The 26,902-nt window shown below is 69.5% G+C and carries 20 protein-coding genes and 5 pseudogenes; 14 read left to right on the top strand and 11 right to left on the bottom strand.

The genetic code is table 11. The annotated features are described in order from the left end of the window. The 7 genes and pseudogenes from AC067M_RS42270 to AC067M_RS42240 all read left to right on the top strand — a co-directional run. On the top strand, positions 1-938 hold a 938-nt coding region (locus AC067M_RS42270; RefSeq protein WP_478702315.1), incomplete at its 5' end, for a carbohydrate ABC transporter permease. Between the two features lie 55 nt (positions 939-993). Next, entirely contained in the window at positions 994-1,905 is a 912-nt protein-coding gene (locus AC067M_RS42265) for a carbohydrate ABC transporter permease (protein WP_478702314.1), read from the top strand. 102 nt (positions 1,906-2,007) lie between these two features. After that, on the top strand, positions 2,008-4,023 hold the full coding sequence (locus AC067M_RS42260) for a DUF8034 domain-containing protein (protein WP_478702313.1): 2,016 nt from the start codon (positions 2,008-2,010) through the stop codon (positions 4,021-4,023). Continuing rightward, positions 4,020-4,367: an L-rhamnose mutarotase gene (locus tag AC067M_RS42255; protein ID WP_478702312.1), complete on the top strand. Its 348-nt coding sequence runs from the start codon at positions 4,020-4,022 to the stop codon at positions 4,365-4,367. Before AC067M_RS42260 ends, AC067M_RS42255 begins: the two co-directional genes overlap by 4 nt. 38 nt (positions 4,368-4,405) lie before the next feature. Next, entirely contained in the window at positions 4,406-5,290 is an 885-nt protein-coding gene (locus AC067M_RS42250) for an amidohydrolase family protein (RefSeq protein WP_478702311.1), read from the top strand. 39 nt (positions 5,291-5,329) lie between these two features. Next, positions 5,330-6,390 (top strand): annotated as a pseudogene (locus tag AC067M_RS42245) (zinc-dependent alcohol dehydrogenase). A gap of 52 nt (positions 6,391-6,442) precedes the next feature. Further along, a pseudogene (locus AC067M_RS42240) lies at positions 6,443-7,107 on the top strand (SDR family oxidoreductase); the annotation flags it as partial. A gap of 6 nt (positions 7,108-7,113) precedes the next feature. On the opposite strand, the pseudogene AC067M_RS42235 reads toward AC067M_RS42240, so the two are convergent. The 4 genes and pseudogenes from AC067M_RS42235 to AC067M_RS42220 all read right to left on the bottom strand — a co-directional run. Continuing rightward, positions 7,114-7,245, bottom strand: a pseudogene (locus tag AC067M_RS42235) (DUF5996 family protein); the annotation flags it as partial. A gap of 313 nt (positions 7,246-7,558) precedes the next feature. After that, on the bottom strand, positions 7,559-8,041 hold the full coding sequence (locus AC067M_RS42230) for a hypothetical protein (RefSeq protein ID WP_478702310.1): 483 nt from the start codon (positions 8,039-8,041) through the stop codon (positions 7,559-7,561). Beyond that, positions 8,038-9,855 carry a glycoside hydrolase family 15 protein gene (locus tag AC067M_RS42225; protein WP_478702309.1) on the bottom strand — a complete coding sequence of 606 codons (1,818 nt, stop codon included), beginning with the start codon at positions 9,853-9,855 and terminating at the stop codon, positions 8,038-8,040. The genes AC067M_RS42230 and AC067M_RS42225 overlap by 4 nt, the downstream gene beginning before the upstream one ends. A gap of 265 nt (positions 9,856-10,120) precedes the next feature. Beyond that, entirely contained in the window at positions 10,121-10,645 is a 525-nt protein-coding gene (locus tag AC067M_RS42220) for a DUF2231 domain-containing protein (protein WP_478702308.1), read from the bottom strand. A gap of 353 nt (positions 10,646-10,998) precedes the next feature. Between AC067M_RS42220 and AC067M_RS42215 the strand changes: the two genes are divergently transcribed. Next, complete coding sequence (locus tag AC067M_RS42215) at positions 10,999-11,532, top strand: DUF488 domain-containing protein (RefSeq protein ID WP_478702307.1); 534 nt, start codon at positions 10,999-11,001, stop codon at positions 11,530-11,532. Between the two features lie 279 nt (positions 11,533-11,811). On the opposite strand, the gene tal is transcribed toward AC067M_RS42215, so the two are convergent. After that, entirely contained in the window at positions 11,812-12,942 is a 1,131-nt protein-coding gene (gene tal, locus AC067M_RS42210; RefSeq protein WP_478702306.1) for a transaldolase, read from the bottom strand. Between the two features lie 440 nt (positions 12,943-13,382). On the opposite strand from tal, the gene AC067M_RS42205 reads away from it, so the two are divergent. Beyond that, a complete protein-coding gene (locus AC067M_RS42205; protein ID WP_478702305.1) occupies positions 13,383-15,068 on the top strand; it encodes a ribonuclease J in 1,686 nt (561 codons plus the stop codon). A 340-nt stretch (positions 15,069-15,408) separates the two neighbouring features. Here AC067M_RS42205 and AC067M_RS42200 read toward each other — a convergent pair whose 3' ends face one another. Next, entirely contained in the window at positions 15,409-15,984 is a 576-nt protein-coding gene (locus AC067M_RS42200; protein WP_478702304.1) for a CGNR zinc finger domain-containing protein, read from the bottom strand. Positions 15,985-16,087: 103 nt separating this feature from the next. On the opposite strand from AC067M_RS42200, the gene AC067M_RS42195 reads away from it, so the two are divergent. The 5 genes and pseudogenes from AC067M_RS42195 (at position 16,088) to AC067M_RS42175 (ending at position 21,449) form a co-directional block, all read left to right on the top strand. Continuing rightward, on the top strand, positions 16,088-17,260 hold the full coding sequence (locus tag AC067M_RS42195; protein WP_478702303.1) for an epoxide hydrolase family protein: 1,173 nt from the start codon (positions 16,088-16,090) through the stop codon (positions 17,258-17,260). Positions 17,261-17,493: 233 nt separating this feature from the next. Continuing rightward, positions 17,494-17,909, top strand: a pseudogene (locus AC067M_RS42190) (class I SAM-dependent methyltransferase); the annotation flags it as partial. Between the two features lie 182 nt (positions 17,910-18,091). After that, entirely contained in the window at positions 18,092-18,262 is a 171-nt protein-coding gene (gene rpmF, locus AC067M_RS42185) for a 50S ribosomal protein L32 (protein ID WP_478702302.1), read from the top strand. Positions 18,263-18,266: 4 nt separating this feature from the next. After that, positions 18,267-19,439 carry a GTP-binding protein gene (locus AC067M_RS42180; RefSeq protein WP_478702301.1) on the top strand — a complete coding sequence of 391 codons (1,173 nt, stop codon included), beginning with the start codon at positions 18,267-18,269 and terminating at the stop codon, positions 19,437-19,439. 603 nt (positions 19,440-20,042) lie between these two features. After that, positions 20,043-21,449, top strand: coding sequence for a YibE/F family protein (locus tag AC067M_RS42175; protein ID WP_478702300.1), 1,407 nt, complete (start codon positions 20,043-20,045; stop codon positions 21,447-21,449). A gap of 235 nt (positions 21,450-21,684) precedes the next feature. Here the strand turns inward: AC067M_RS42175 and AC067M_RS42170 are convergent. The 5 genes and pseudogenes from AC067M_RS42170 to AC067M_RS42150 all read right to left on the bottom strand — a co-directional run. Then, positions 21,685-22,658: pseudogene (locus AC067M_RS42170) on the bottom strand (DUF418 domain-containing protein); the annotation flags it as partial. A gap of 55 nt (positions 22,659-22,713) precedes the next feature. Next, positions 22,714-23,556: an ABC transporter ATP-binding protein gene (locus tag AC067M_RS42165; RefSeq protein ID WP_478702299.1), complete on the bottom strand. Its 843-nt coding sequence runs from the start codon at positions 23,554-23,556 to the stop codon at positions 22,714-22,716. 3 nt (positions 23,557-23,559) lie between these two features. Further along, positions 23,560-24,525: a FecCD family ABC transporter permease gene (locus tag AC067M_RS42160; RefSeq protein ID WP_478702298.1), complete on the bottom strand. Its 966-nt coding sequence runs from the start codon at positions 24,523-24,525 to the stop codon at positions 23,560-23,562. Positions 24,526-24,590: 65 nt separating this feature from the next. Further along, positions 24,591-25,631 (bottom strand): ABC transporter substrate-binding protein, encoded by a 1,041-nt coding sequence (locus tag AC067M_RS42155; RefSeq protein WP_478702297.1) that lies wholly within the window; start codon positions 25,629-25,631, stop codon positions 24,591-24,593. A 533-nt stretch (positions 25,632-26,164) separates the two neighbouring features. Beyond that, positions 26,165-26,818, bottom strand: coding sequence for a sigma-70 family RNA polymerase sigma factor (locus AC067M_RS42150; RefSeq protein ID WP_478702296.1), 654 nt, complete (start codon positions 26,816-26,818; stop codon positions 26,165-26,167). Positions 26,819-26,902: the final 84 nt, after the last annotated feature.

The following is a 26,902-nucleotide window of genomic DNA, read 5'->3' as shown; positions in this document are numbered from 1 at the left end:
CCAAAAGGACGAAGTCCCCCCCACCCCCCCCCCCCCCCCCCCCCCCCCTCTCCCCCCCCCCCCCCCCCCCCCCCCCCCCCCCCCAGACCCGGGCCGGCATCGCCTTCGTCACCGTCTACGTGCTGCTCCTCATCGCGTTCGGCATCCTGCCGACCGGATACGCCGTCTACTTCGCCTTCACCGACGCCGGGGGCACGTTCACCGGCTTCAGCAACTTCGTCACCACGGCGCAGGACTTCCGCTTCATGGACGCCGTGGGCCATGTCGCGCTGTACCTCCTGTTCTGGCTGGTCTCACTCGTGGTGTTCGTGGTGAGCCTGGCGCTGCTGCTGCACCGTCTCGCCTCGGGCGGCATCAGCAAGTCCCTGCGCTTCCTCTTCTACATCCCCGGCGCGCTCGCCGGCGCCGCGAGTGTGCTGGTGTGGCTGTTCATGCTCGACCCGACGGTGAGCCCGGTCAGTTCGCTGCTGGGCGTGCTGGGGTTCCAGACCTTCGGCCAGGTGATCGCGCCCGGCAACCTGCCGCTGCTGTTCACGGTCATCGCGTTCTGGACCGGCGCGGGCGGCTGGATCGTCGTCATCTACGGCGCGCTCAACAACATCCCCAGGGACGTCATGGAAGCCGCGCGCATCGACGGCGCGGGTGCCTGGCAGACCGCCTGGCGCGTGCAGATCCCCATGCTCCGCAAGTGGATCGTGTACATGGTGATCCTGGCCTTCGCGGGCGGCGCCCAGCTCTTCGTGGAGCCGCAGTTGCTGTCCCTCGCCAGTGTGGGCGTGGCCGGCCGCGACTACTCACTGAACCAGCTGACGTACGACTTCGCCTTCCAGATGAACAACATCAACGGCGCCGCCGCGGTATCGGTGGAGCTCCTGGTCGTCAGTGTGTCGGCCGCCGCCGTCTTCGTCGCACGGTCGGGGTTCTTCGATGCCGACTAAGACCCCTGCCGGTTCAGCCGCCGCCACACCACACACGGAACGGGGACCAAGCGCCATGAGCCGAGCGCACCACCAGGCCCCTGAGCGGCGGCGCCCACGCGCCCCGCGTCGCCTCGTGCCCCGCCTGCTGACCGGCTCCATACTGCTCGTCTTCCTGGTGTTCTTCGTGCTGCCGGTGCTGTGGCTCGTCCTCGCGGCGACCAAGACCGACCACCAACTCGTCCATGGCAGCCCGCTGTCCTTCGGCTCCTGGCACGCCTTCAAGGCCAACTGGGACGGCCTCACCGCGTTCCAGGACAACGCCGTCCTGCAATGGCTGGGCAACTCCACGTTGTACGCGGTGATCTCACTGGTCATCACCCTCTGCGTGGCCGTACCGGCCGGGTACGCCCTGGCCATGACCGAGTTCCCCGGACGGCACACCCTGCTCGTCTCGACGCTGGTCGTGATGCTCATGCCGACCGCCACACTGGTGGTGCCGTTGTTCCTGGAGATCAACGCGGTGCACCTGATCGGCACGATGTGGTCGATCATCCTGCCGTACTCGTTCTACCCGTTCGGCGTGTATTTGACGTACATCTACTTCACCACCGCCGTCCCGAAGGACCTGCTGGCGGCGGCACGGATGGACGGCTGTTCGGAGTTCGGCGTCTTCCGGCACATCGCGCTGCCGCTGGCGACCCCGGTCATCGCGCTCGTGGGCTTCTTCAGCTTCGTCGCCAACTGGACGAACTACTTCCTGCCGTACGTGATGCTCCCCGAGAGCGACCAGATGCCGATCCAGGTGGGCGTCGGAAGCCTGCTCAGCAACGTGCCGTCCTTCAACCCGGCCGTCGGCACCCTCGCCATCGAGCGTCCGCAGCTGGCCCTGGCCACGCTGCTGGCCATCACACCGGTACTGATCGTCTTCCTCTTCGCCCAGCGCTTCCTGGTCAGCGGGATGCTCGCCGGCGCCACCAAGGAATAGGCCCCGACCAGCGGCCCCGCCCATGACGCCCGAGCCGGCGTCGTCCGCCCGGCCGTCGTCCCCGGCGCGCGCACCCCGCCACCCCGAACGGAGATTCATCCCATGCCCTTCACCTCTTCCGGCCCCACGTCGGGTGAGAACGCCCCGGTCTCCGGGCAGCCGGCCCCGCCACCCGAGATCGAGGCGGGGGTGCCGCTGCTCGAGCCACCCGGCTGGGCCGTGGCCCAGCGGTCACTGTTCGACCTTCTCGACCACGCCTGGCGCCGTTTCGCCCACGACTTCACCGGTCCGGACGGACGACTGAACTACTCCGGCCCGCTGACCACCCGCGACGGTGTGGACGACTTCTACGAGGTGTTCTTCAACTGGCCCCAGCTGTATCTCCTCGGTGGCGCCGACGACCTGCTGCCCGCCAGTGAGAAGCACTGGGAGGGCGTGACCCGGCAGCTCACCGAACTGGACATGCTGCGCGAGGAGTTCGAGCGCGGATACGACTGGTTCCACCAGGGCGAGAGTCTGCTGCTGCTCTACTTCCTCTGCATGGCCGCCCCCGGGCGCTGGTCCGAACGCGCCCTGCGCTTCGCCGAGCTGTACGTCGACCCGGCCAAGGGCAACTACGACCCCGAGCACCGCGTCATCACCCGCCCGCACAACGGCAGCGACCCCGACCGCACGGGCCTGTTCGACGGTGACGTCTATCCCTGGCTGCTGAAGGAAGCGGAGACGTACGGCTTCCCGCTCGACTGGATCCCCGAGGCCGACGCCGGCCCCTACCCGCTCTCCGCGGATCCGCGTCTCGGCGCGCAGATGCGGGACCGGATGGGCGTCGGCGACACCGCGGTCAACCTCGCGGCGGCCGGGCTGGTTCTCAACGCCTGGATCCTGTCCGGCGAGGACCGCTACCGCGACTGGATCGTCGAGTACGTCGGCGCGTGGCGCGAGCGCACCGAGGCGAACGGCGGTCTCATCCCGGACAACGTAGGCCCGGACGGCGTCGTCGGCAGCCTGCTGGAGGGCCGCTGGTACGGCGGCCACTACGGCTGGTCATGGCCGCACGGCTGGCACAGCGTGGGCCACGCGGCCTGTGTGGCGGCGCTGGCGGCGGCCACGGTCACCGGGGACGACGACTACCTCTCCATGGTCGCGACCTCACTCGACACCCTCATCGGCCGCGGCAAGGTGATGCCCCACACCGAGGCCGACTCCAGCCTCCCCTCCAAGTGGGCGGCCGAACTCGGCCCCGACGCCCACACCCCCACTCCGCACCTGCCGTTCCGCCACAACGACTCCGGCTGGTTCGACTACAACCCGGCCACCCCGCCCGTGCCGGTGGCCCTGTGGCACCACACGGCCTCCGACGCCGACCGCACCCGGCTGGAACGCCTGCGCGAGGCCGACGGCATCGACTGGCGCACCGTCCGGCCGTTCCGCGCCAAGGAGGAGTCCGGGCACGAGAAGGCGTGGTTCGCCTTCCTCGCCGGTGACGACCCCGGCTACCCGGAGCGGATCCTCGCCGCCGCCCAGGCCCAGATCCGCCACCGCCTGCGGCGCATCGACCGCTACCGCGACCTGGACGTGCCCGAGGCCGACATCCACGTGTGGCAGATGTCCAACCCCGTCGTCACCGAAGCCCTCGTCCAGCTCACCTGGGGCGGCCCCCAGGTGCTGTACAACGGCGGCCTGCAGCAGGCCCGGCTGCGCTACCACGACGCCGAGGCCCGCCGCGCCGGCCTGCCGCCCGACGTGGCAGCACTGGTCACCTCCATCGACCCCGAAGCGACCACCGTCGAACTCGTCAACCTCTCCCCCGAGACCCAGCGCACGGTGATCGTGCAGGCCGGCGCCTTCGCCGAGCACACCATCACCGCCGTCCGCTACACCACGTGCCAGGACGACACCTGGATCGGGGACATGTACGACTACGGCCACACCGAGCCCGTCGTCACCGAGTCGGAGCAGGTCTGCGACAGCACTTTCCTGACGGTACGGCTCCCCGCGTCCACCCGCGTCCGGCTCGTCCTGCGGCTCCGGCTGCGCACCAACACCCCCAGCTACCGCACACCGTTCGACATCCGGGACGACGTGCTCTCCCCGGGCACGGAGGAGAACACGGCATGAAACGCATCGCCCAGACGATCAGACTGCGGCCCGAGCACCGCGAGGAGTACCTCACACTCCATTCCGCCGTCTGGCCCGGCGTCCAAGCCGCCCTGCACCGGGCGAACATCCGCAACTACAGCATTTTCCTCCACGGCGATGCGCTGTTCGCCTACTTCGAGTACCACGGCGACGACTTCGAGGCCGACATGGCTGTCCTCGAAGCCGACCCCGAAACCCAGGAATGGTGGAAACTCACCGACCCCTGCCAGGAGCCCTGGCCCGACCGGGGCGACTCCCGCCAGTGGACGGAACTGACCGAGATCTGGCACCTCGACCCGCCCGGCGAAGACGTCACCGTCTGACGCGGCCCGCGCCAGACCGATTCGACTTGGAACCTGCCATGATCCCCGCCCCCGCCCCCGTCCTCATCGATGCACACCACCATCTGTGGGACCTCGACCGGCGTCCGCAACCCTGGCTCGACGACCCCGACCTGGCATCGATCAGCCGTACCTTCACCCCCGACGACCTGCGATCCACCGCCACCCATCCCATCGCGGGTCGTCACCTGCACAGCACGGTGGCCGTGCAGTGCATGCCGGACGTGCCCGAGACAGAGGACCTGCTCGCCCTCGCGGAGCAGGAGCCGCTGATCGAGGCGGTGGTCGGCTGGGCAGACCTGACGTCGCCGGCGATCGGCGAGGTGCTGGACCGACTGCTCGCCGGACCGGGCGGCGCGTATCTGCGCTCCCTGCGCCATCTCGTCCAGGGCGAGACGGACCCGGGCTGGCTGCAACGCCCGGATGTCGAGCGGGGGTTGGCGGTGGCCAGGGACCGCGGGCTCTCCTACGACGTACTGGTCCGCAGCCACCAGCTCGACCAGGCGGTCAGCCTGGCCGAACGCTTCCCCGACCTGCCCCAGGTGCTCAACCACGCAGGCAAGCCGGACATCGCCCGGCGCGAACTGGCGGACTGGGGACGTCAGGTGCGACGGCTGGCCGCACACCAGCAGGTGGTCTGCAAGGTGTCGGGACTGATCACCGAGGCCGACCACGACAGCTGGACCACCGCCGACATCCGCCCGGTCTGGGACGTCCTGCTCTGCGCCTTCGGCCCGGACCGGCTGATGTTCGGCTCCGACTGGCCGGTCGCGAACCTCGCGGGCGGCTGGAACCGCTGGGCCGCCACCGTGGACGAGCTGCTCGCCGACTGTGCCGAGCACGAAATCCACGCGCTCCTCGCCGGCACCGCGACCGCCTTCTACCGCCTTCCCGCCCGCAGCTGACCGCCGGCCGCTCGTGCTGAAGGAACTCTGGAGAACACGATGACACTCGCCGTCCGTTACACGGCCGCCCGTACCCTGGACACGGCTCCCGCCGAGACCCGCTCCCCCGGTCCCGGTGAGGTGGAGCTGGCCCCCGCCTATGTCGGTATCTGCGGCACCGATCTGCACATCTTCCACGGCGACATGGACGCCCGGGCAGGCATGCCCGCCGTCCTGGGGCACGAGATGTCCGGCCGTGTCATACGCGTCGGCGCGGATGTGGAGGGCTGGGCGCCCGGCGACGCGGTGACCGTGATGCCCCTGCGGTGGGACGACACCTGCCCCGCTTGTCTCGAGGGCCATCAACACATCTGCCAGAACCTGGACTTCATCGGCATCGACTCCCCCGGCGCGATGCAGCAGCGCTGGACGGTGCCTGCCTCCACCCTCGTCCGCCTGCCCGACGCGCTGGCCCTGGACCGGGCCGCGCTCGTGGAGCCCACCGCGGTGGCCGTGCACGACGTGGGCGGGCCGAGGTCGCCGAGGGCGAGAAGGTCGTCGTGGCCGGCGGCGGCCCCGTCGGCATCCTCATCGCGCTGGTCGCGCGGTCGGTCGGAGCCGATGCCCGGGTGGTGGAGCTCAGCGCCCATCGACGTCTGCTCGCCGATGAGTTGGGGCTGACCACTTGGGATCCGACGGCCGCTGATGTGCCCGAGCTGGTCCGTGAGTGGACCGGGGACGCGGGCGCGGACGTCGCGTTCGAGGTGTCGGGCGCGGCGGGCGGGGTGGACACGGCGGTGGAGGTGCTGGGTGTGCGCGGGCGGCTGTGCCTGGTGGCCATCCACCCCCGGGACCGGGAGATCAATCTGCACCGCTTCTTCTGGCGCGAACTCACCCTGGCCGGGGCCCGGTTGTATGACCGGTCCGACTTCGAGAAGGCGGTGGCGCTGGTCGCCGACGGCACCATTCCGGCCGAGCGGCTGATCAGCAAGGTGATGCCGCTCGCTGAGGCGCCGGCCGCGTTCGAGGCCCTGGAGGGCGGCGGTGACGTGATGAAAATCCTCGTCGACTGCACCGACGACATCCCCGGCATCGACGACGCTCAGGGAGCCGCCGTATGACCGCCTTGACCTCACCGGGCAGCTCGCTGTCGTCACCGGTGCCCGGCGCGGTATCGGCCGGGCCATGGCCCGCGCGCTCGCCGAGGCCGGCGCGGACGTCATCGGCGTCAGCGCGAACCTGGAGGAGTCCGGCAGCGACGTGGAGAAGGACGTGCGTGCCGCGGGCCGCAGCTTCGAGGCGATCCGCGCCGACTTCGCCGACCCGGCGGCCGTATGGGCTCTGGGCACGGAACTGGCCGGGCGGGAGCGGCCGGTGGACATCCTGGTCAACAACGCGGGCACCATCCGCCGCGCCCCAGCCGCCGAACACACCGACAGCGACTGGGACTTGGTTCTCCAGGTCAACCTCAGCGCGCAGTTCGCGCTGACTCGGGCCGTCGGCGGGGCGATGGTGGCCCGCGGCCAGGGCAAGGTCATCTTCACGGCGTCGCTGCTCAGCTTCCAGGGCGGCATCACCGTGCCCGGTTACACCGCCGCCAAGCACGGCATCGCCGGTCTGACCAAGGCCCTGGCCAACGAGTGGGCGCCCCACGGGGTGAACGTCCACGCGATCGCGCCGGGCTACATCGCCACCGACAACACCCAGGCCCTCCAGGACGACCCGGCCCGCAGCAAGGCGATCCTGGACCGCATCCCAGCCGGCCGCTGGGGCAGCGCCGACGACCTGGCGGGCGCCACCTGTTCCTCGCCTCCGACGCCGCCGCCTACGTCCACGGCACAAGAAGGCACATTCCACCAGTGGTTGCGCCGAACGCTGGCCGCGAGCCGGATCTTGCCGACGACCTGCGCGAACCGGTGCAGTGTCTCCTTGCAGTCCCGCCATTCGGCGAGCGGAATCGGCGGGAAGAGCTCCATGAGCCTTCCTTCCTGTTCGCAGCATCCGGCTTGGCACGGACACCGGCGGACCCCACCCCTCCATGATGGCCGACCCCGCCGCGTGCGGCATGCCGCTGGGCGCGGACCTGATCTCGGGCGGCACTATTACGTCGGGGCCTGGAGAGGCTACGAGCACGGGCAGGCCACCGGGGTCCCGGCCCTCGATGAGGGTGAAGCCTCCCCCGCGCCGGGTGTCCACAAGGTCGGGGCGGGCTGTGAGGATGCGCTCGCACCGCTGGAAGCCGCCCTGGCGGCCGGAAACACGCATGGGGCAGGAGCGCCGACCGGGTTGTCAGCCAGGCCAGGCGAGGAACCCTCCGACGAGGGTTCCGTAGGCGAGGTGTGCGGCGAGGGTGACGGTGGGTGTGCTGGGGCCGTAGTTGAGCATGAGGAACCCGGGTGGTTCGAGCAGGGCGACATCGGGGGCGCTGGTCTGGGATGTGCCCATGCGGGGGTGGACGAGGGGCAGCAGGATGTTGACCAGTGCGGTGGCGGCGAACAGGCCGTGGACCAGGCCGAAGACGCATCCCAGCCACCAACTGCTGTAGCCGATGGCGGTGAAGACCGCGTAGTAGAGCAGGGCGAAGATCTGCCCGTTGACGAAGTGCGCGCCGTAGCCGAGGGCCTTGGCGCGGGTCCGGTCGCTGGTGAAGGCGGTGCCGAGCAGGAACGGCAGGTCGATGCGGGTGAGATTGAGAGCGTTGGCCGCGCGCAGGCCCGTGGTCAGGACCAGGGTGCCGGCGAACCCACCCGCCAGGGCCGCCCAGATGCTCATCGCGTGGCCTCACCGATCGCGCGGGCGGCGCTGATCAGGGCCAGGTGGGACAGGCCCTGGGGCAGGTTGCCGAGGAAGGCACCGGTCGCAGGGTCGATTTCCTCGCTGTAGAGGCCGACGTCGTTGCCGAGCGCCACGAGCTGGTCCATGAGGGACGCGGCTTCGTCGGCGCGGCCGCATCGGGCGAGGGCTTCGGCGAGCCAGAAGGAGCAGGCGAGGAAGGCGCCCTCGCTGCCGGGGACGCCGTCGGCGCCGAGGTAGCGGTTGACGTAGGGGCCGTCCTGCAATGCCTGCTGGACGGCGGTAAGGGTCCCGCTCATGCGCGAGTCGTCGGGCGGACGGTAGCCGTGCAGCAGCCCGAGCAGCAGACTGGCGTCCACGTCGTCGCTGCCGGCGGAGCGCACGTAGCTGTTCAGCCTCGAAGAGAAGCAGCGGTCGTCGACGAACTCGGCGATGGCCTTTCGCTCGCGGCGCCACCGGGCCGCGTGCCGGTCCGGAATCAGCTGCCGGCCGGCGAGGCCGAGGGAGCGGTCAAGGGCGATCCAGCACATCATCTTGGACTGGGTGAAGTGTTCGGGCGCGCTGCGCACTTCCCAGATGCCCGCGTCCGGGTTCTGCCAGACGGCGCAGACGAAGTCGGCGGTCTCTGCCAGCCGGCGGGCGATGTCGGCGTCGAGCCGGTGGCCCGCGGTGGTGTACAGCCAGGCGGTCTGCAGCAGCTCCCCGTAGGTGTCCAGCTGGAGCTGGTCGACGGCGGCGTTGCCGACGCGTACGGGCACTGAGCCGCGGTAGCCCGACAGGGCAAGGGTCTTCTCGGGTGCGCGGGTGCCGCCGTCGAGGCGGTACAGGACGTGCAGGCGGGGGTGGGTGAGCTGGGAGGCGTGCATCAGCCACCAGAAGTAGCCGGTCGCCTCCGGCGCGCAGCCCAGCTTGAGGAAGGCGTTCAGGGTGAAGGCGGAGTCGCGGATCCAGCTGAAGCGGTAGTCCCAGTTGCGTTCCCCGCCGAGCTCCTCGGGAAGTGAGCAGGTCGCGGCGGCGGCGACCGCAGCGGAGGGGGCGAAGACAAGGAGCTTGAGGGCGAGGGCGCTGCGCAGCACCGCCTCGCGCCAGGGGCCCGCGTAGGTGCGGTGGTCCGCCCAGTGGCGCCAGGTGGCGATGGTGTGGTCCAGGCGGGCCTCGCACTCGGCGCGCGTGGGCAGAACCAGCGGCTCTTGGTGCGCGTACGGCAGCGCGAGCAGAGCCCGGGTTCCGGCATCGGCACGGAAGCGGGATGCGACGGCAGCAAAGGAGTGCTGCGGCTCTCCCGCGTCCCAGGTGCAGACCGCGACCGCCTCAGGACCGGACGTGACGACGGGAACGTCCGCACGACGCGTCACGTGCGGTGCGTGGGTGCCGTAGCCGAAGCGCGGCTGGACGCTCCAGCGCATGGGGACGCTGCCAGCCAGGCCCTCGATCCGCCGGACCAGCTCCCGGCCGGGCGCCAGGGCGTGTGGGGTGGCCATCGTCAGCGCGTCGGTCACCCGAACCGTGCCGTCCGCCGTGGTGAACGTCGTCTCCAGCACGTTGGTGCCGGGCAGATAGCGGCGGGCGGTGATGCAGGGCGCTTCCGGCTGGAGGAGGAACCTGCCGCCGCGGACGGGGTCGAGGACGGCGGCGAACAGGGTCGGCGAATCCAGGTCCGGCCAGGCCAGCCAGTCCACCGAGCCGTCCCGGGCGATGAGCGCGACGCAGCGGCCGTCCCCGATCACCGCGTAATCCCGCAGCTCCGCATACCCGTCCACCCTCGCCGACCGGGCAGCAGTGCTGTCGGGCAAGCGCGTCCGCCCGTCCCAGAGCTGGTCCGGCACCGGCGGCGGATGGCCCGGCCTGGACGGTGTAGCACTCACCTGAGGGCTCACTTTCCCGGTCCAGCACGGTGGCGAGGAGGAGTCGGCAGGGACGACGCGCGGTTGTCGGCCGGTACGTCCGGTGCACGACCTTGCTGACCAGCCGGTCCGAAGCCGTGCGGTTGCGATGCCGACAAGCCGTTCTCTGCGGATGGCCGTCGGCTCCGCTCATGGGCGGCTTGGCTGCAGATCTTCAGGCTGCGTGGGAGCCGCGGTGCAGCTGGAGCGGCTGAGACTGCTGTACTGCCTGTTCATCGCTTTCCTGCAGGGGAGTGAGCCGGATACCGGCGTGGTAGTCCTGGACCAGCATCCAGCCCAGGAAGCCGGCTGCGAGTGTGCAGGCGAGTCCGGCGGCGGACAGTGCCAGTCCGGGGGTGACTCCGGTCGCAGGGCCATCCCAATGGGTGACGTAGATGCCGAGGCTGGCGCCGAAGAGGCCCAGGGCGGTGACGTTGAGAGCGCCGTGGGCGACGCCGACGGTCTTGGCCGCCGAACGGCGGGGAATGCCGAACGCCAGGTCGATGATGCCTGGCAAGGCTGCCAGCAGTGCGGTGCCCACTCCGGCGATGTTGAGGGCGATGGCAAGGTTCAGCCAGAACTGCTGCCCGTTGGCCGCGTAGACGGCGAAACCCACCAACGTGCCCGTGTAGCAGGCAACGGGGTAGCCAATGAGCATCGGGTGGATGGGATGACCTGCGATGGTGACCTTGCTGTACATGGCACCTCCAGAGGCAAGAGGCCAGTCCATTCCAGGCTCACCCTCCATGGACGGGAGTGCCAGCGGGAGAGCGGAGCCGGCGAGGTGGAGCAGCACGTGACGGCAGGACAGCGCGGGACATGTGCGGGAGGGTGAGTGAGGAGTGCGGTGGACACCCTCCGTCACCGCAGCTCATCAAGGTGGCCGCAAGAAACCGACCGCAGCGGCACCCTCCCTCGCACACCCCGAGCGTCGCAGACCGGTCCGTCGCACACCGCAGGCCGCCCGCGCGCCACAAGGCGGGGCGCCGCCCCTTGCCGAAGGGTCTGCAGCCGGGGAGGACGCGCTGTTGATACGCACCATGGGGCCGGCACATGACTGCACCTCTGCTGACGTTCGGGCACAGCACCGCGAGCCGTGAGCGGTTGGCCACCCTCCTGCACGGCGCTGGGGTGCTGGCAGTCGTTGATGTGCGCACCGCCCCGGGCAGTCGGCGGAATCCGGATGTGGGCAAGGAACTGCTCCGGGTCTGGATGCCTGAACAAGGGATCGCATACCGGTGGGAGAAGAGACTCGGTGGCTTCCGCAAAGCCGCGCCGGACTCGCCGGACGTGTTCTGGGAGAACGCCTCCTTCCGTGGTTACGCCGGACATACGAGAAGTGCTGACTTCCTTGCCGCGATGGACGAGCTGCTGCGGCAGGTGGCGACGGCGCGTACTGCGGTCATGTGCAGTGAGGCTTTGTGGTGGCGCTGCCACCGGCGGATCATCGCGGACTTCGCCGTACTCGCCCGGCGAGTCCCGGTGCTGCACCTCGCACACGACGGGCGGCTCAGCGAGCACACGCCGACGGCTGGGGCCCGATTGCGCGACGACGGCCTGATCGTCTACGACCACGAGCCCCGATGATGTGGTTGTCACCCGGTCCCGGCGGAGTGATCGAGAAGGCGGTCGAGCGGCAACTCCGCCGTCTCCGGCACGGTCACCTCGACACCGGTGGTACGGGCGGCGGACGCAGCAGACAGCCCTTGTACGGCGGCGGCCGCTCGTAAGGGCGCTCGTTCTCCTCGCCGACCAGCACGATCCGGCCGTCGAAGCCCTCTTCCCGCAGGCTCTGCGCGCCTTGGCCCCCGCCAGGCTCGCTCCGACGATCAGCGACGATCAGCTACGTCGCCTCCGAGCCCATGGTCAGCTCCTCTGCTGTGCGGGCTGTGCGGGCTGTGCGCGCAAGGTGGTGGACAACTGCCCGCGCAGCCGGTCCCAGCTCGCGTCGAAGGCGGCGACGCCCTCGTCCTCGAGTTTTTGGACCACGTCGTCGTAGTCGATGCCCAGGGCCTGGAGCCGGTTGAGTACCTGTTGTGCTTCGGCGTAGTGGCCGCGCACCGAGTCGTCGGGCACCTGGCCGTGGTCGGCGACCGCACGGAGTGTGGCTTCGGGCATGGTGTTGACCACGCCAGGAGCGACCAGATCGACCACGTAACGGGTGTCGGGGTAGGCCGGGTCCTTGGTCGAGGTCGAGGCCCACAGTGGCCGCTGCGGGCGGGCACCGGCCTCGCGCAGCGCATTCCAACGCCGCGAGGAGAACGCTTGCTCGTGGTGCTGATAGGCGAGCCGGGCATTGGCGAGCGCCGCCCGGCCGCACAGTTCGGCGGCCTCCGCCGTGCCGATCTTGTCCAGTCGCGCATCCACCGCGGCGTCGACGCGGGAGACGAAGAAAGATGCCACCGACCCGAGCGAAGACAGGTCGCGGCCGGACTGCCGGGCACGCTCCAACCCGTCGAAGAAGGCATCAATGACAGCGTCGTAGCGGGACAGCGAGAAGATCAACGTGACGTTGATGCTGATGCCCTCGGCCAGGGACGCGGCGATCGCCGGCAGCCCCTGACGGGCGGCCGGTATCTTGACGAACAGATTCGGCCGGTCGACCAGCCACCACAGGGCCCGCGCCTCAGCGATGGTCGCCGCGGTGTCGTGGGCCAGGCGCGGGTCGACCTCGATCGACACCCGCCCGTCCACCCCACCCGTGGCGTCGTAGACCGGCCGCAGCACGTCGCATGCGTCGCGCACGTCGAACGTGGTCAGCGCCCGCAGCGCCTCCCCTACGTCCACGCCCCGGACAGCCAGGTCGCGCAGCTGTACGTCGTAGGCTTCGCCCGCTGTGATGGCCTTGGCGAAGATGGTGGGATTGGTCGTCACTCCCACCACGTGCTGGTCGGCGACCAGGTCGGCGAGACTGCCCGATACAAGGCGTTCGCGGCTCAGATCATCGAGCCAGATCGACACCCCGCGGTCGCTGAGCGCAGTCAACGGGTCGCTCACAGCCTTCTCCTTCCCGCTTCGCGGCGGAGCGAAGGCCGCTGGTCACATCCCTGAGGGTTCCGCCCGGAGGTGGAGGATTCCGCCTGGACGTGCCGACGTGGGGAGTGCCCATCCAGGCTGAGGCCACGTGGCAAGGCTCCTGCTCCGGGCCGCACCGCCGGGCACTCGCCGCCGCAACCAGCGATCAATTTCAGCCTGCTGGCCACGGGCCCGTTTGGCAAACGCAGCCGGAGCCGTCACCTGTCCTCCTCGTCATGGCCGAGGGAGTCCTGCCTGGCCTGCCGACGTCTGCACGACCTCTGTGCTCGTGAGCCCAGCATGAGTCGCCCCCGCGTGATCCGATCGTCCCGGGGTACACACTGCGGATGCCCCGCTCCGTCGGAAGAAGAGATCACGCAGGCAATGGATCACCCCGTCCGCTCTCCGGGTAACGTCAAGGCATGAGTCATCCACACCCCGAGCTCAAAGCCGCCCCTCCCCTTCCCGAAGGAGGGTTGCGGGTCGTCGCCCTGGGCGGTCTGGGTGAGATCGGCCGCAACATGACCGTCTTCGAGCACTCCGGCAAGCTGCTCATCGTCGACTGCGGTGTGCTGTTCCCCGAGGAGACCCAGCCCGGCGTGGACGTGATCCTGCCGGACTTCACCTCGATCCGGGACCGGCTGGACGACGTCGTGGCCGTGGTCCTCACCCATGGCCACGAGGACCACATCGGCGGCGTGCCGTACCTGCTGCGCGAGCGGTCCGACATTCCCGTCGTCGGCTCCAAGCTGACGCTGGCGTTCCTGGAGGCCAAGCTCAAGGAACACGGCATCCGGCCGCGCACGGTGCGGGTACGGGAGGGCGACCGGCGGCGCTTCGGGCCCTTCGACTGCGAGTTCGTGGCGGTCAACCACTCCATCCCGGACAGCCTCGCGGTCGCGATCCGCACCAGCGCCGGGATGGTGCTGCACACCGGCGACTTCAAGATGGACCAGTTCCCCCTCGACGATCGCATCACCGATCTGCGCGCCTTCGCCCGCCTCGGCGAGGAGGGCGTGGACCTGTTCCTCACCGACTCCACCAACGCCGAAGTACCCGGCTTCACCACGTCCGAGCGTGAGCTGAACCCGGCGATCGAGCAGGTGATGCGCACCGCGCCGCGCCGGGTCATCGTCTCCAGCTTCGCCAGCCATGTGCACCGCATCCAGCAGGTCCTGGACGCCGCCCACCAGCACGGCCGTAAGGTCGCCTTCGTCGGCCGGTCGATGGTCCGCAACATGGGCATCGCCCGTGACCTGGGTTATCTGAAGGTCCCGTCCGGTCTGGTGGTGAGCACGAAGGAGCTGGAGAAGCTCCCGGATCACAAGATCACTCTGGTGTGCACCGGTTCCCAGGGCGAACCGATGGCCGCGCTGTCGCGGATGGCCAACCGCGACCACGTCATCCGCATCGGCAAGGGCGACACCGTCCTGCTCGCCAGCTCCCTCATCCCCGGCAACGAGAACGCCATCTACCGGGTGATCAACGGACTCACCCGGTGGGGCGCCCACGTGGTCCACAAGGGCAACGCCAAGGTGCACGTCTCCGGGCACGCCAGCGCCGGCGAACTCGTCTACTGCTACAACATCGTCAAGCCCCGCAACGTCATGCCCGTGCACGGCGAATGGCGCCACCTGCGGGCCAACGGCGACCTCGCCATCCGTACCGGTGTCGACCCCGAGCGGGTCGTCATCGCCGAGGACGGCGTCGTCGTCGACCTCGTCGACGGGCGCGCGTCCATCACCGGAAAGGTCCCCGCCGGCAACGTCTACGTGGACGGCATGGAAGTCGGCGGCGCCACCGAAGCGTCCCTCAAGGACCGCCTCACCCTCGCCGCCGAGGGCGTGGTCACGGTGGTGGCGATCGTCGACGCGGACACCGGCGCCCTCGCCGAGGCCCCCGACTTCCTGGCCCGGGGCTTCGTCCACGACGACGCCACCTTCGAGCCCGTCATCCCCGTCATCGAGAAGACCCTGGCCACCGCGGCCGAGGAGGGCGTCGGGGACGCGCGCCAGCTCGAACAGCTCGTCGCCCGCGCCGTGGCGAACTGGGCGTTCCGCACCTACCGCCGCAAGCCCCTCATCATCCCCGTCATCATCGACGCCTGAGTTACGGCCCGGCAGCACGCCCCTGGTTCGGTCGGGGTCTCGCCGGCATGATCACCGCCGCCCTCGAACGGCTCGTGCTCCTGCCCAACCCCGGCTGACCAGCAACTTTCCACCGTCCCGACGACAACATCACCCGCCCCGGGCAGTGGAACCCGGGGCCCTCCGACGCGACAGCCGGGCCACCGTCCTGCCCACCATCAGCTCCGGAAAGCGAAAGGGTCCACCGACTCCGTCGGCGGACCCTCGCGAAAGATCGAGGCTGGTGGTGCCGTTGGGGTGCACCCAACGCGACAGATGTGTCGCAGGTGCAGGGCCCACTCGGATGTACCGAGCGTAACGATCACTCCGCTGATCTTTGGGGTTTGCGCTGGTTGGCATTGAAGCGCGCTTTCTTCTGACGATTCCCACACGTGTTCATGTCACACCATTTGCGGGTGCGACTTTGGCTGGTGTCGAAGAAGGCGGCTTGGCAGGTTGGTGATGCACACAAGGCCAACCTTCCGTCTCGTTCGCCTGCGATGATGCTGATCGCATCGGCGGCGATCACGCTGAGGGCATCTTCCACACAGGAACCCGAGCTGAGCCGCCATTGCCGCTTACCCTCCGGCGTCAGGATCGCGGCGGCCCGACCCTCAGCACTGCAGTCATTGATGACCTGGACTGCAGACGCAGGGAGAGCGTCCTGAATCGCGGCCGCTGTCGCGGCGACGTGAATCGACTCCCTCAGTTCCCGAGCTAGGTCGAGCTGGGCGGTGGTGCAGGAGTCCACAGCTAGGCCGTTCACTGCCAGCCAGTCGACGAGTCGGTGCGGCGTGGGAATGCGCTCCACAGCGTTGCCGTGACGCTCCGACAGCGTCCCCGTGAAGCTGGTCGCCAGCACGCTACCGAGGCGGAAGTCAGGGAATCCAGCACGCATGGAACCACCTTAGCTGGTTGCACGCTGGCATGGAGGCCTGTTAGAACCGTCTAAGACGGTTCGCGATAGGTCGTAGCCGGTTCCGCGATGGCCAGGAGGTCTCATGCCCCGTCCAACCAGCGACGTGCAAGCATTTGAAGCTCACGCAACTGACGCTGACCTCGACGATCTGCGCGCGCGACTGGCCGCGGCGCGGCTACCGGAGGCCGAGACGGTCTACCGCGCCGCGCCCGACCCTCGCCGATGGGAACAGGGCGTTCCTCTCGCCGACCTCGTCGATGTCGTGAACTACTGGCGCACCGGGTACAACTGGCGGTCGTTCGAAGAGCGCCTTGACCGGATCGGCCAGTTCCGCACGACTATTGATGATCTGGGAATCCACTTCCTGCACCGTCGATCCGCGCGCGCAGATGCCACTCCTCTGATCTTGACGCACGGCTGGCCAGGCAGCATTGCCGAGTTCATCGATGTAGTAGATGAGCTGGCAGATCCGAAAGATGCAGACGCGCCGGCGTTCCACGTCGTGGTTCCGTCGCTACCAGGCTTTGGTTACAGCGACAAGCCGGCCACCACCGGGTGGGGAACCGAAAAGATCGCGGCCGCATGGGTGGAACTGATGGGAAGGCTCGGCTACAGCAAGTTCGCGGCCCACGGCGGCGACTGGGGAGGCAATATCACCACGGTTCTCGGCGGCAGGTTCCCGACGCACGTTCTCGGCATCCACACGTTGTTCGCGGAGGCGCCGCCCGGGTTGACAACGGACGGGCTGACGGCGGCCGAGCGCAAATGGACCGAGGAAACCCGCGATTTCTGGCGCCACCGCGCGGCGTACGCGAAGCAGCAGTCGACCCGACCGCAGACCATCGGCTACTCGCTCGTCGACTCACCGGTCGGGCTTCTTGCCTGGATCCTTGACAAGTTCGCAGAGTGGTCAGACACCGAAGACAGCCCGTTCGAGACGATTTCCATGGACAGAGTTCTTGACGACGTCACCCTGTATTGGCTGACGCGGACCGGCGCATCGGCGGCCCGCATTTACTACGAAAGCCACAACTCGCTCGATCCCGAACTTCGGGTCGACGTCCCGTCAGCAATCAGCATGTATCCCCGCGACATCGAGAAGTGTCCGCGCCCCTGGGCACAGGAGCGGTACCGGCAGATCGTCCGATGGAGGTCGCCAGAAATCGGGGGACATTTCCCGTCGCTGGAAGTTCCCGAGTATTTCGTCAAAGATCTGCAAGAAGGCCTCGCGGCAGTGCTGGCCGCTCATCGGTGAACGCGGCTCGGCGACCCGGCACTCGATGACCGGCGACCCGGATCAAGACCGTTTCGTCAAAGTAAGCAGGCTGAGAAGCCGGTTCCGCCCGAGATCCTGGCAGTCTCACGGGCATGACCGCGCCCGAATCCCTCACGTTCCTGCAGATCACCCGGCCCGACGAGATCACGCAAGACAGTCGGGGGAACGTTCACGGGGTGGCTGATTCTCCGCAGGGATCCGCATCCAGCACTCTGCACATGAGTACGGCGACGGCTGCGGCGTGGACGGAGCGCCGGGAAAGCCAGCAGCAGGGGTATGCGGTCGACCGCGAGGAGCGGTTCACCGTCATCGCGGGCATGGTGGAACACCTGACCCTCGGCCGCCCGGCCCCGCTGGTGGTGGATCTCGGGCAGCGGACAGATCCCTGGCAGCGCGCCTGGCCGGCCGGCTGCCCGATGCCGAGGTGGTGGCCGTCGACGCCGACCCCCTGCTGCTGGAGCTGGGCAGGGCGCACTACGGCAGCACCCTGCGGTACGTCGAGGCCCTGATCGGTGAGCCCGGCCGGCTCGACGCACTCGGCGCGGACCGCCCAGTGGACGCGGCCGTGTCCACCACCGCCCTGCACTGGCTGAACGAGCGCGCCCTGCGCGGCGTGTACCAGGTCCTGCTGTGCGACGCGGGGTTCAACGGCGTGGGATCGGTATGGCAGTTCGGCAACAGTCATGTCCTGGTGGCCGTGTGCTGAGTGCCGTCCCAGGCGTCCGGGACAACGCAACGCTTTTAGTAATGGGATCCATTTTCATGTAGCGTCTGCCCTCTGGCCCTGCCCGCCCGTCCAGGAGGATTCTCATGGCTGTTCCCAAGCGGAAGATGTCCCGCAGCAACACCCGTCACCGCCGCGCCCAGTGGAAGGCCACGACGCCGCACCTCGTGCCGATCACCGTGGACGGCGTCTCCTACCTGGTGCCGCAACGGCTGGCCAAGGCGTACCAGCGCGGCCTGCTGCGCCCCGAGGGCTGAGCCCGTGCAGGCCGGCCGACTGCCCGTCACCGTCCTGTCCGGCTTCCTCGGCGCGGGCAAGACCACCCTCCTCAACCACGTCCTCGGCAACCGCGAGGGTCTGCGCGTCGCCGTCATCGTCAACGACATGAGCGAGATCAACATCGACGCCGCCCTCGTGCGCGGCGGCGACGCCGCCCTGTCCCGCACCGAGGAGCGCCTGGTCGAGATGACCAACGGCTGCATCTGCTGCACCCTGCGCGACGACCTGCTCGAGGAAGTCGACCGGCTGGCCCGCGAGGGCCGCTTCGACTACCTGCTCATCGAGTCGTCCGGCATCTCCGAACCCATGCCGGTGGCCGCGACCTTCGCCTTCACCCGCGACGACGGCGCCGCTCTCGGAGAGATCGCCCGGCTGGACACCATGGTGACAGTCGTCGACGCCGCCAACTTCCTGCCCGAACTGGAACAGGGCGACGAACTCGTGGAGCGCGGCCTGGACCAGTACGAGGACGACGAACGCACCGTCAGCGACCTGCTGATGGACCAGATCGAGTTCGCCGACGTCATCGTCCTGAACAAGCTCGACCTCGTCGACGAGGAGTCGGCGGACCGGCTGCGGGCGACGCTCACCCGCCTCAACCCGGCCGCGCGCATCGTCCCGGCCGTCCACGGCCGCGTGAAGGCCGGCGACGTACTGGGCACCAGGCTCTTCGACCTGGAACGCGCTCAACAGGCCCCCGGCTGGGTGATGGAGCTCAACGGAGAACACGTCCCCGAGACAGAGGAGTACGGGATCTCCTCGACCGTCTTCCGCTCCGAGCTGCCTTTCCATCCGGGTCGGCTGTGGACGTTCGTGACCAAGGAGCTCGACAGCGGCGCGTACGGGCAGATCCTGCGATCCAAGGGGTTCTTCACACTGGCCAGCCGCCCGCAGGTGACGGGCCTGTGGTCACAGGCCGGCTCCGTCGCACGCTTCGAACCCTCCGCCGCTCGTGGCTCCGACAGCCCCGACGGCCAGGAACTGGTCTTCATCGGCACGCACCTGCACGCAGACGCACTGCAGGCGGCACTGACCGACTGCCTCATGGCCGACGGCGAGAGCCTGCCGCCCAAGGACCCGTTCCCCGCCTGGGACACCTACGGCATCGACGACACCTGCGAGCACGAGCATCCCGAACTCGTGGCTGGCGTCTGAGGACCCCGGGTCGGGCGGCGAGATGGCGCACGCCGGCGAGCTCCCCGGCGTGACCGAGAGCAGTTGGTGACGCGCGCCCGATCCGCTCACCCCCTCCAGGGGAGGCGCGCGCCGGTTCCAAGAGGATCGGGGTCCAGCCCGGGTGCGCCACGTCCGCGCCCTGCTGCGGTGCCGAGGGCCGCCACGCTCCCTCCAGCGCCTGAGCGGCATCGTGCCGATGGGGGGCGGGGCGCGGCACTCGCTCGGGGATGCTGTGGATGTTGCGGCCGGGAAGGCCCGTGATCCAGTCACGGTGCACAAAGGGCCCTCGATGTTCTCGCGATGATCGGGCTGAGACCACGACCAGCGGTTCCCGTACTCTTCCTGAGAGCCGTCACGCAGGCCCGGCTCCGGAGGGGGCAGGACAACCGCGAGGGAGACGGCATGGGAGCCGCTGACCGGCAGAGCGCCGGAGACTGGAACGGCGTCGGCAACCGGCCCCGAGCCAGGGATGGTCACGCAAGCGAGTACGGCCACGACTACCGGTACGGGGATCTTTCCGAGTCGGCACCTCACCCCGGCTACGCACCAGATGCCGACGCGGGCCACAGCCACTCTCCGACCATGAGCCACGGGCACACCCCCGTGGTGGGTAACGATCGCCCCCCTGTGACCGGCACCGGACATGGCCCCGATCACGGCCGCGGAGCGGGCGCCGGCAGTCACGGGCACAGCCACAGCCACGGGCCTGCCGCGCCAGTCTCCCGGCACCTGCGCAAGGTCATCGCCGCGATCCTGATCCCCTTCACCGTCGCCGTCATAGTGGGGCTCGTGGTGCTCTGGCCCGGCGGCGCCCCGCCGCACAAGCGCACCGGCGTCGGCTTCGACCGCCAGACGCAGCAGGCCACGGTCACCAAAGTCGTTGAGGTGAGCTGCGAGTCCGTCAACGCCTCCGGGGAGACCCCGACCGGCGACAGCTCCACCGCCGAGGGCACCTCCGCCCAGCAGGAGGCGGGCGGCACCTGCAAGAAGGCGACGATTCGCGTCGACACCGGCAAGGACAAGGGCCGTACGTTCACCGAGATCGTGCAACCCGACCAGTCGCGGCAGCTGCACCAGGGCGAGAAGGTCGTGGCCGCCTACGAGCCCTCCGCACCCAAGGACCTGCAGTACTCGGTCGCCGACGTGAACCGCCGATTCCCGATGGGCCTGCTGGCCGGCATTTTCGCGCTTGCCGTCGTGGTGGTGGGCCGGCTGCGCGGCGTGATGGCGCTGGCCGCCCTGGCCATCAGTTTCATGGTGCTGAACTTCTTTATCCTGCCGGCAATCCTGCAGGGCTCGAATCCGCTGCTCGTGGCCGTGATCGGCTCCAGCGCCATCATGCTGATCGCCCTCTACATGTGCCACGGCCTCTCCGCCCGTACCTCGGTGGCGGTGCTCGGCACCCTGGTCTCGCTGCTGCTGATCGGCATCCTCGGCTCGCAGTTCATGGGCTGGGCCGCCCTCACCGGCAACACGGACGACAGCACCGGCCTGATCCACGGCCTGTATCCGTCGATCGACATGAGCGGTCTGCTCCTCGCCGGCGTCATCATCGGTTCCCTCGGCGTGCTCGACGACGTCACGGTGACCCAGACATCGGCGGTCTGGGAGCTGCACGAGGCCAACCCGACGATGGGCTGGCGCGGGCTCTACCGCGCCGGCATCCGCATCGGCCGCGACCACATCGCCTCCGTGGTCAACACACTCGTCCTCGCCTACGCAGGTGCCGCGCTGCCGCTGCTGCTGCTCTTCTCGATAGCGCAGAGCAGCGTGGGCGCAGTCGCCAACAGCGAGCTCGTCGCCGAGGAGATCGTGCGTACGCTGGTGGGCTCGATCGGTCTGGTCGCCTCGGTGCCGGTCACCACGGCCCTTGCGGCTCTGGTGGTCTCTGCGGACCGGCCCGGTCCGCAGAGGGAAACGGCGACAGCGGGCACGGTGACGGCCGGGAAAACGGCTGCGGGCCGGGGCGGGCGCAGACGGAAGCGTTGACAGCGATCTGTTCAAGGTGGGGCCGGGCCGCGTAGTCCATCGCCTGGTCCGCCCCGGCGAGGAGAAGTTGCTGCGAGCACCAGGGCCGTCAGCTGGTGCGCGCCGTCGGCCGGCAGGGTGAGGCGAACGGCTCCCGGTCTTGTTCGGCTCCCACTCGAATTCGTGAGCCGTTTGCTGGATCCGTGAGCGGTTCAGGCCGGGGTGGGACGTGGAGGCGAGCCAGCCCGGCCTGGCCTCATCGGATGTGCTTCGCCGGCTTGGTGGCGGCGTTGAGCAGGTACTCCAGGGGTCCGCGGCGGAAGAAGCGGGACCAGACCGCGGCGAACACGGTCGCCCCGAGGATGAACATGAGCAGCGTCACCCAGGACTCTCGTCGTAGGTCGCGCCGAACCAGGGCAGCCAGCCCTGGATGACGAAGTGGCCGACGTAGGCGGTCAGGGACATGGTGCCCACGGCGACGACCGGTTTGGCCAGGCGGCGCAGTCGCGGGAGGCGGTCCATCGCCACCGTCGCGCCCACGATCATGAGGATCGCGACTCCCACGCTGCCGATGATGTCGAACGTGGTGCCGCTGTGCGGCCCGGCCGTGAAGAGCGACGAGGCCGGAAGATCGGGCTCGAGCGACCCGCTGTCGAGGGGCATCGACCCGGAGCCGCCGGACGACGACCCGTCCTCCGCCGTGCTCCTCAACGCGTCCTTGCCGGCCAGCAGCAAGGACATGCCGTACGCGGCCACGGTGAGGGCGGCGCCGAGCGCGGCCAGGCGCCACTGGACGGCGGCCTGGGACAGGTCGAGGCGGGCCAGCGCCATACCGGCGATCACGAACGGAATCCACGTGATCGTCGGGTAGAAGCCGGTGAACAGCAGATCGAGCACTCCCACGTCACTGAGCCGGTGGAGCGGGTCGTGGGCGTTGATGCTCTGCCGGACCGGCTCGGTCAGCAGCGAGTTCAGGGCGAACGACAGCTGTGGTGTGACGAGGGCGAGGGCGGCCGCGATGGTCGCGAGTGTCCTGGCCCGCAGGCGCAGCAGGGGCAGGGCCAGCAGGAAGTAGACCCCGTAGAAGCCGAGGATGACCACTCCCCCGTATTCCATCGCCATCGCGGTGCCCAACGCCAGCAGGACCACGGCGCGGATCGCGATCCTGGCCTTCGCCTGCCGGCCGGCCAGGCCGGTCTTCGGCTCCCGGCGGCCGGCGATCAGCATCAGTACAGGTGCTTCGCCATACCGACGCCGCGCTGCTCGTACTCCATGACCGGGAAGATCAGCCGGCGACCGTCTCGGCGGCGGTGTCGTCCCCGGCCTCGGCCGTCCGGTCGTGGGCGAGTGGCTGGGCTCCGTAGGTGATGCGGATGACGCCGTCGGCGTGCCGCTCGGTGCTCGCCCGTACGCCGAAGACGTCCCTGAGGATCTCCGGGTTCAGCACTTCGAGCACCGGCCCTGCGGCGACCACGGCTCCCTCGTGCAGGACGACCAAGTGGTCGCAGAGCCGGGCAGCCAGATCGAGGTCGTGCAGGACCGCCAGCGTGGTGATACCGGTGGCGCGGATCAGGTCGAGGAGTTCGAACCGGGCGCGGATGTCGAGGTGGTTGGTGAGCTCGTCCAGCACGAGGAGCTGCGGGCTCTGGGTCAACGCCCGCGCCAGCAGAACGCGTTGGCGTTCCCCGCCGGAGAGGGAGGCGTAGTCGCGGTGTGCGTACGGTCGTACGCCGCAGCGGTCGATGGCTTCCTCCACGGCACGGTGGTCATCGGCGCCGTCGCGTCCCAGCAGGCCGTGGTGGGGGGCGCGGCCCAGGGCGACGATCTCGGTGACGGTCAGGCCGGTGGTGTTGCCGGTGGCGTCCTGGAGGACCGCGGCGGTACGGCGGGCGGCGGCGCGGGCGGACAGCGCCCACACGTCGTCGTCCCCGACCCTGACGACGCCGTCGGCCGGGCGGAGCGAGCGGTAGACGGCGCGCAGCAGGGTCGACTTGCCGCTGCCGTTGGGGCCGACGAGGCCGACGATGTCTCCCTTGCGGGCCTCGAGGCTCACGTCGCGGAGGATCGGCCGACGGTCCAGGGTGATGTGGAGCTGGTCGACGGTGAGTTGGTCGACGGTGAGTTTCATGCTTCAGTCCAGGCCCTTGTTGCGGCGCAGCAGCCACAGGAAGAAGGGGGCACCGAGCAGGGCGGTGAGGATGCCCAGCGGCAGTTCGTTGGGACGGGTGAGGGTGCGGGAGAGCAGGTCCACGAGGACCAGGTAGACCGCACCCAGCAGAGCGGTCAGGGGCAGCAGCCGGCGGTGGTCGGCGCCGGTGGTGAGACGGACCAGGTGCGGGATCATCAGGCCGACGAAGCCGATGCTGCCGGCAACGGCGATGACGGTTCCGGTCAGCAGCGCGCTGAGGACCAGGAGCACGGCGCGCAGCCGGTTGACGTCGACGCCGAGCGCGGTGGCGGACTCGTCGCCGGCGAGCAGGACGTTGAGCCGCCGGCCGAAGAGGGTCAGGAGCGCGGTGCCGGCGAGCACCACCACCGTGACGGTGGGGAGCTGGTCCCACTGGGCCCCTGCCACGCTGCCCAGCATCCAGAACATCACGGTCCGCAGCTCGGTCGGCGTCGCCTGCAACTGGACGAAGCTGGTCGCCGACAGGAAGACGTAGCCGACCGCGACCCCCGCCAGCACCAGCCGGGTGGGCGCCAGCCGGCCCCGCCGCTGCCCGAGGGCGAAGACCAGCGCGCCCGCCACCACCGCGCCGATGAAGGCCGCCGCCGACACCCCGAGCCCGGCGAGCGCGGCGCCGCCGCCCAGGGTGATGACCAGTACCGCGCCGAGCGTGGCCCCGTAGGAGAAGCCGAGCACGATGGGATCGGCGAGGGGGTTGGACACCACCGTCTGCAGCACCGCGCCCGACACGGCCAGGCCCGCGCCGACCAGGGCGGCCAGGACCACCCGGGGCGTGCGGAAGTTCCAGACGATCTGGTCGAGCGCGGGATCGCTCGGCGCCGCCCCCGCGCCGGTGACGTGGTGCAGGACGATCGTCCACACGTCACCGAGCGGGACGTTGACCGCGCCGATGCTGATCGCCACGATCATCGTGGTGACCAGCGCGACGGGCAGCAGGGTGAAGGCGAGGGCGACCCGCAGCCGGCCGGGTCCGCTCAGACGGCGTCCGGGTGCAGCATCTTGGCGATCTTCTCCACGGCCAGGTCGTTGCTGGGGCCGAGGTACATCGAGTCCGACAGGGCCACGTACTTGTTGTTCTTGGCGGCCGGCCACTGGGGGAACTCCTTCAGCAGTTTCTCGGCGTAGGCCGCCGGGTTCGGGTCGTTGTAGCCGATGACGACGAGCGCGTCGACGTCGGTGGCGGCCACCGTCTCCTTGCTCAGGTCGGCGAACGACGTCTTCGAGGCGTTCTCGAAGGCGTTGGCGCCGCCGGCCTTGGCGAGGATGTCGTTGTAGATGCCCTTGGCGACGACCGAGCTGAAGTCGTTGCCGCCCATGGTCATGTTGGAGAACAGCACCATGACTTTGGGCTGCTTCTGTCCCTTGACCTTGTCCGAGACCGCCGCGATGTTCTTCTCGGAGGCGGCGATCAGCTTCTCGGCCTCGTCCCTGCTGTTGAAGATCTTGCCCATGTCGCGCAGCAGCGTGTAGCTGTCGGCGATGGTCATCTTCGAGGTGTCCTGGTCACAGCCCTGCGGGGACACGTAGCTGTTGGCACCGACCTGCTTGAGCTGCTCGCGGGTGGCGAAGCCGTTCTTCTCGTCGAAGCCGTACGACGTCGTGGACAGGACGAGATCGGGGCGCAGGCCGATCATCGCCTCGCGGGGGATGTCGTAGGCGTCGTTGAGCTTGACGTCGCCCGTGGGCAGGGCCTTGATGGCCTTGGCCCGACCGACCACCTCGGACATGCCGTAGCTCTGCTGGTTGGCGACGATCTTGTCGCTGAGGCCGAGGGCGAGGAGGGTGGAGACCTCGGCGACGGAGGCGCCGTTCATGACGACCACCCGGCTGGGGGCCTTCTTGAAGGTCTCGCTCTGGCCGCAGTTCTCCAGTGTCACCGGGTAGCCGGTCTTCGACGCGGCGGCCTCGGTCGTCTTGTCGCTCGCCTTGTCGTTGTCGGAGGAGTCGCCGCATGCCGCTGTGAGCAGGCAGAGGGCTGCGGCCAGGGCGGTGGCGACCGGCCGGTTCATCGACATGCGGGCTCCTCATGTGCGCGATGTGCTCATGGGTTGAAGTGGTCTGTTGCAGTAGTCGGGGTTCGGTGGCAGTGAGTTCCCCGCAAGTCCCGGTTATTTTGCGGGCGTTGCCGAATCGGGCTGTCGTCGGGCCGGGGTGGGCAGCACCCGCTGTGACGCAGTGGTCCAGGTAGCGAAGGACCAGGTCTCGGTCGATGGAAGACCGCACCGGCTGGGCGCTTCGGGGTGAGACCGAGAGGGACGAGGGACCGGGCCACGAAGTCCACCGGTGTCCAGATCTCGTCCTCGAACAGGTCGGGGACGATCCCCGCCGGGATGCCGGCCCGCAGCACGCTCCCGCTCGTCGAGGGCGATGCCGCGCTGGTCGAGGGCTCGGTGGAGGCGGGCGGTGGCCTCGGCCTGGTCGAAGCCTGCCGCGTGCGAAACGTGTGCCGCGCCGGACGCGGAACACACCGTTCAGTGAGCCTCGGTGGCGGCCAGGGCCACACGGACTTTGGGAAGGGGCGCCGGTGGGCACCGGCACCCCCCTGGCGTCAGGCGGCTGCGGCAGCCGGGACCCCGGGTTCCTCGGCTTCGTCAAGAAGCTCGACGAGGGTCGCCCGGGCTCGTGCCACCCGCGAGCGGATCGTCCCGACGGGACAGCCGCCGGCCCGGGCGGCCTCCTCGTAGGGCAGTCCCGTCAGCTGGGTGAGGACGAACGCCTCGCGGCGCTCGGCGGGCAGCGCGTCCAGCAGGTCGAGCAGGGCCACGCCTTCGTCGAAGCCGGGCAGATCCTTCGGCTGGGCCCGCTCGGCCCAGGCCGTCCAGTCGTCCACGTCGGCCGACCGCGGCCGGGTGGCGGCGTACCGCAGGCTGTCGACGACCGTGCGACGCGCGATGGACAGCAGCCAGGTGCGCGCCGACGAGCGCCCCTCGAAGCGGTGCAGGCTACCGAGTGCCCGCAGGAACGTGTCCTGAGCGAGGTCGTCGGCCATCTGCCGGTCCGCGGAGAGGTACGTGACGTAGCGGACGACGTCCGGATGCAGGGCGCGCACGAAACGGTCGACGGCGTCGGGGTCACCGGCGCGGGCGGCGAGGGCCCAGGCGGTGGCCGGGTCTTCAGGTACCGAGGTCACGTGGGATTGATGCGTCACGGCATGGTCCGCGGCACGTTTCCCGCGCGACGCGGGGAGGACAGGAGTGATCACCTGATGTCCTTCTCGGGGGGCCGGGACATCCGGCACGGCGGCACGGGCGAAAGCGCCTTGGCACGCCGGGCGTGCGGCGCGCCG

This window comes from Streptomyces sp. NPDC043427, assembly GCF_056436655.1.
The sequence above is the reverse complement of the archived record's forward strand: the minus strand, read 5'-3'. Positions and strand labels throughout refer to the sequence as shown.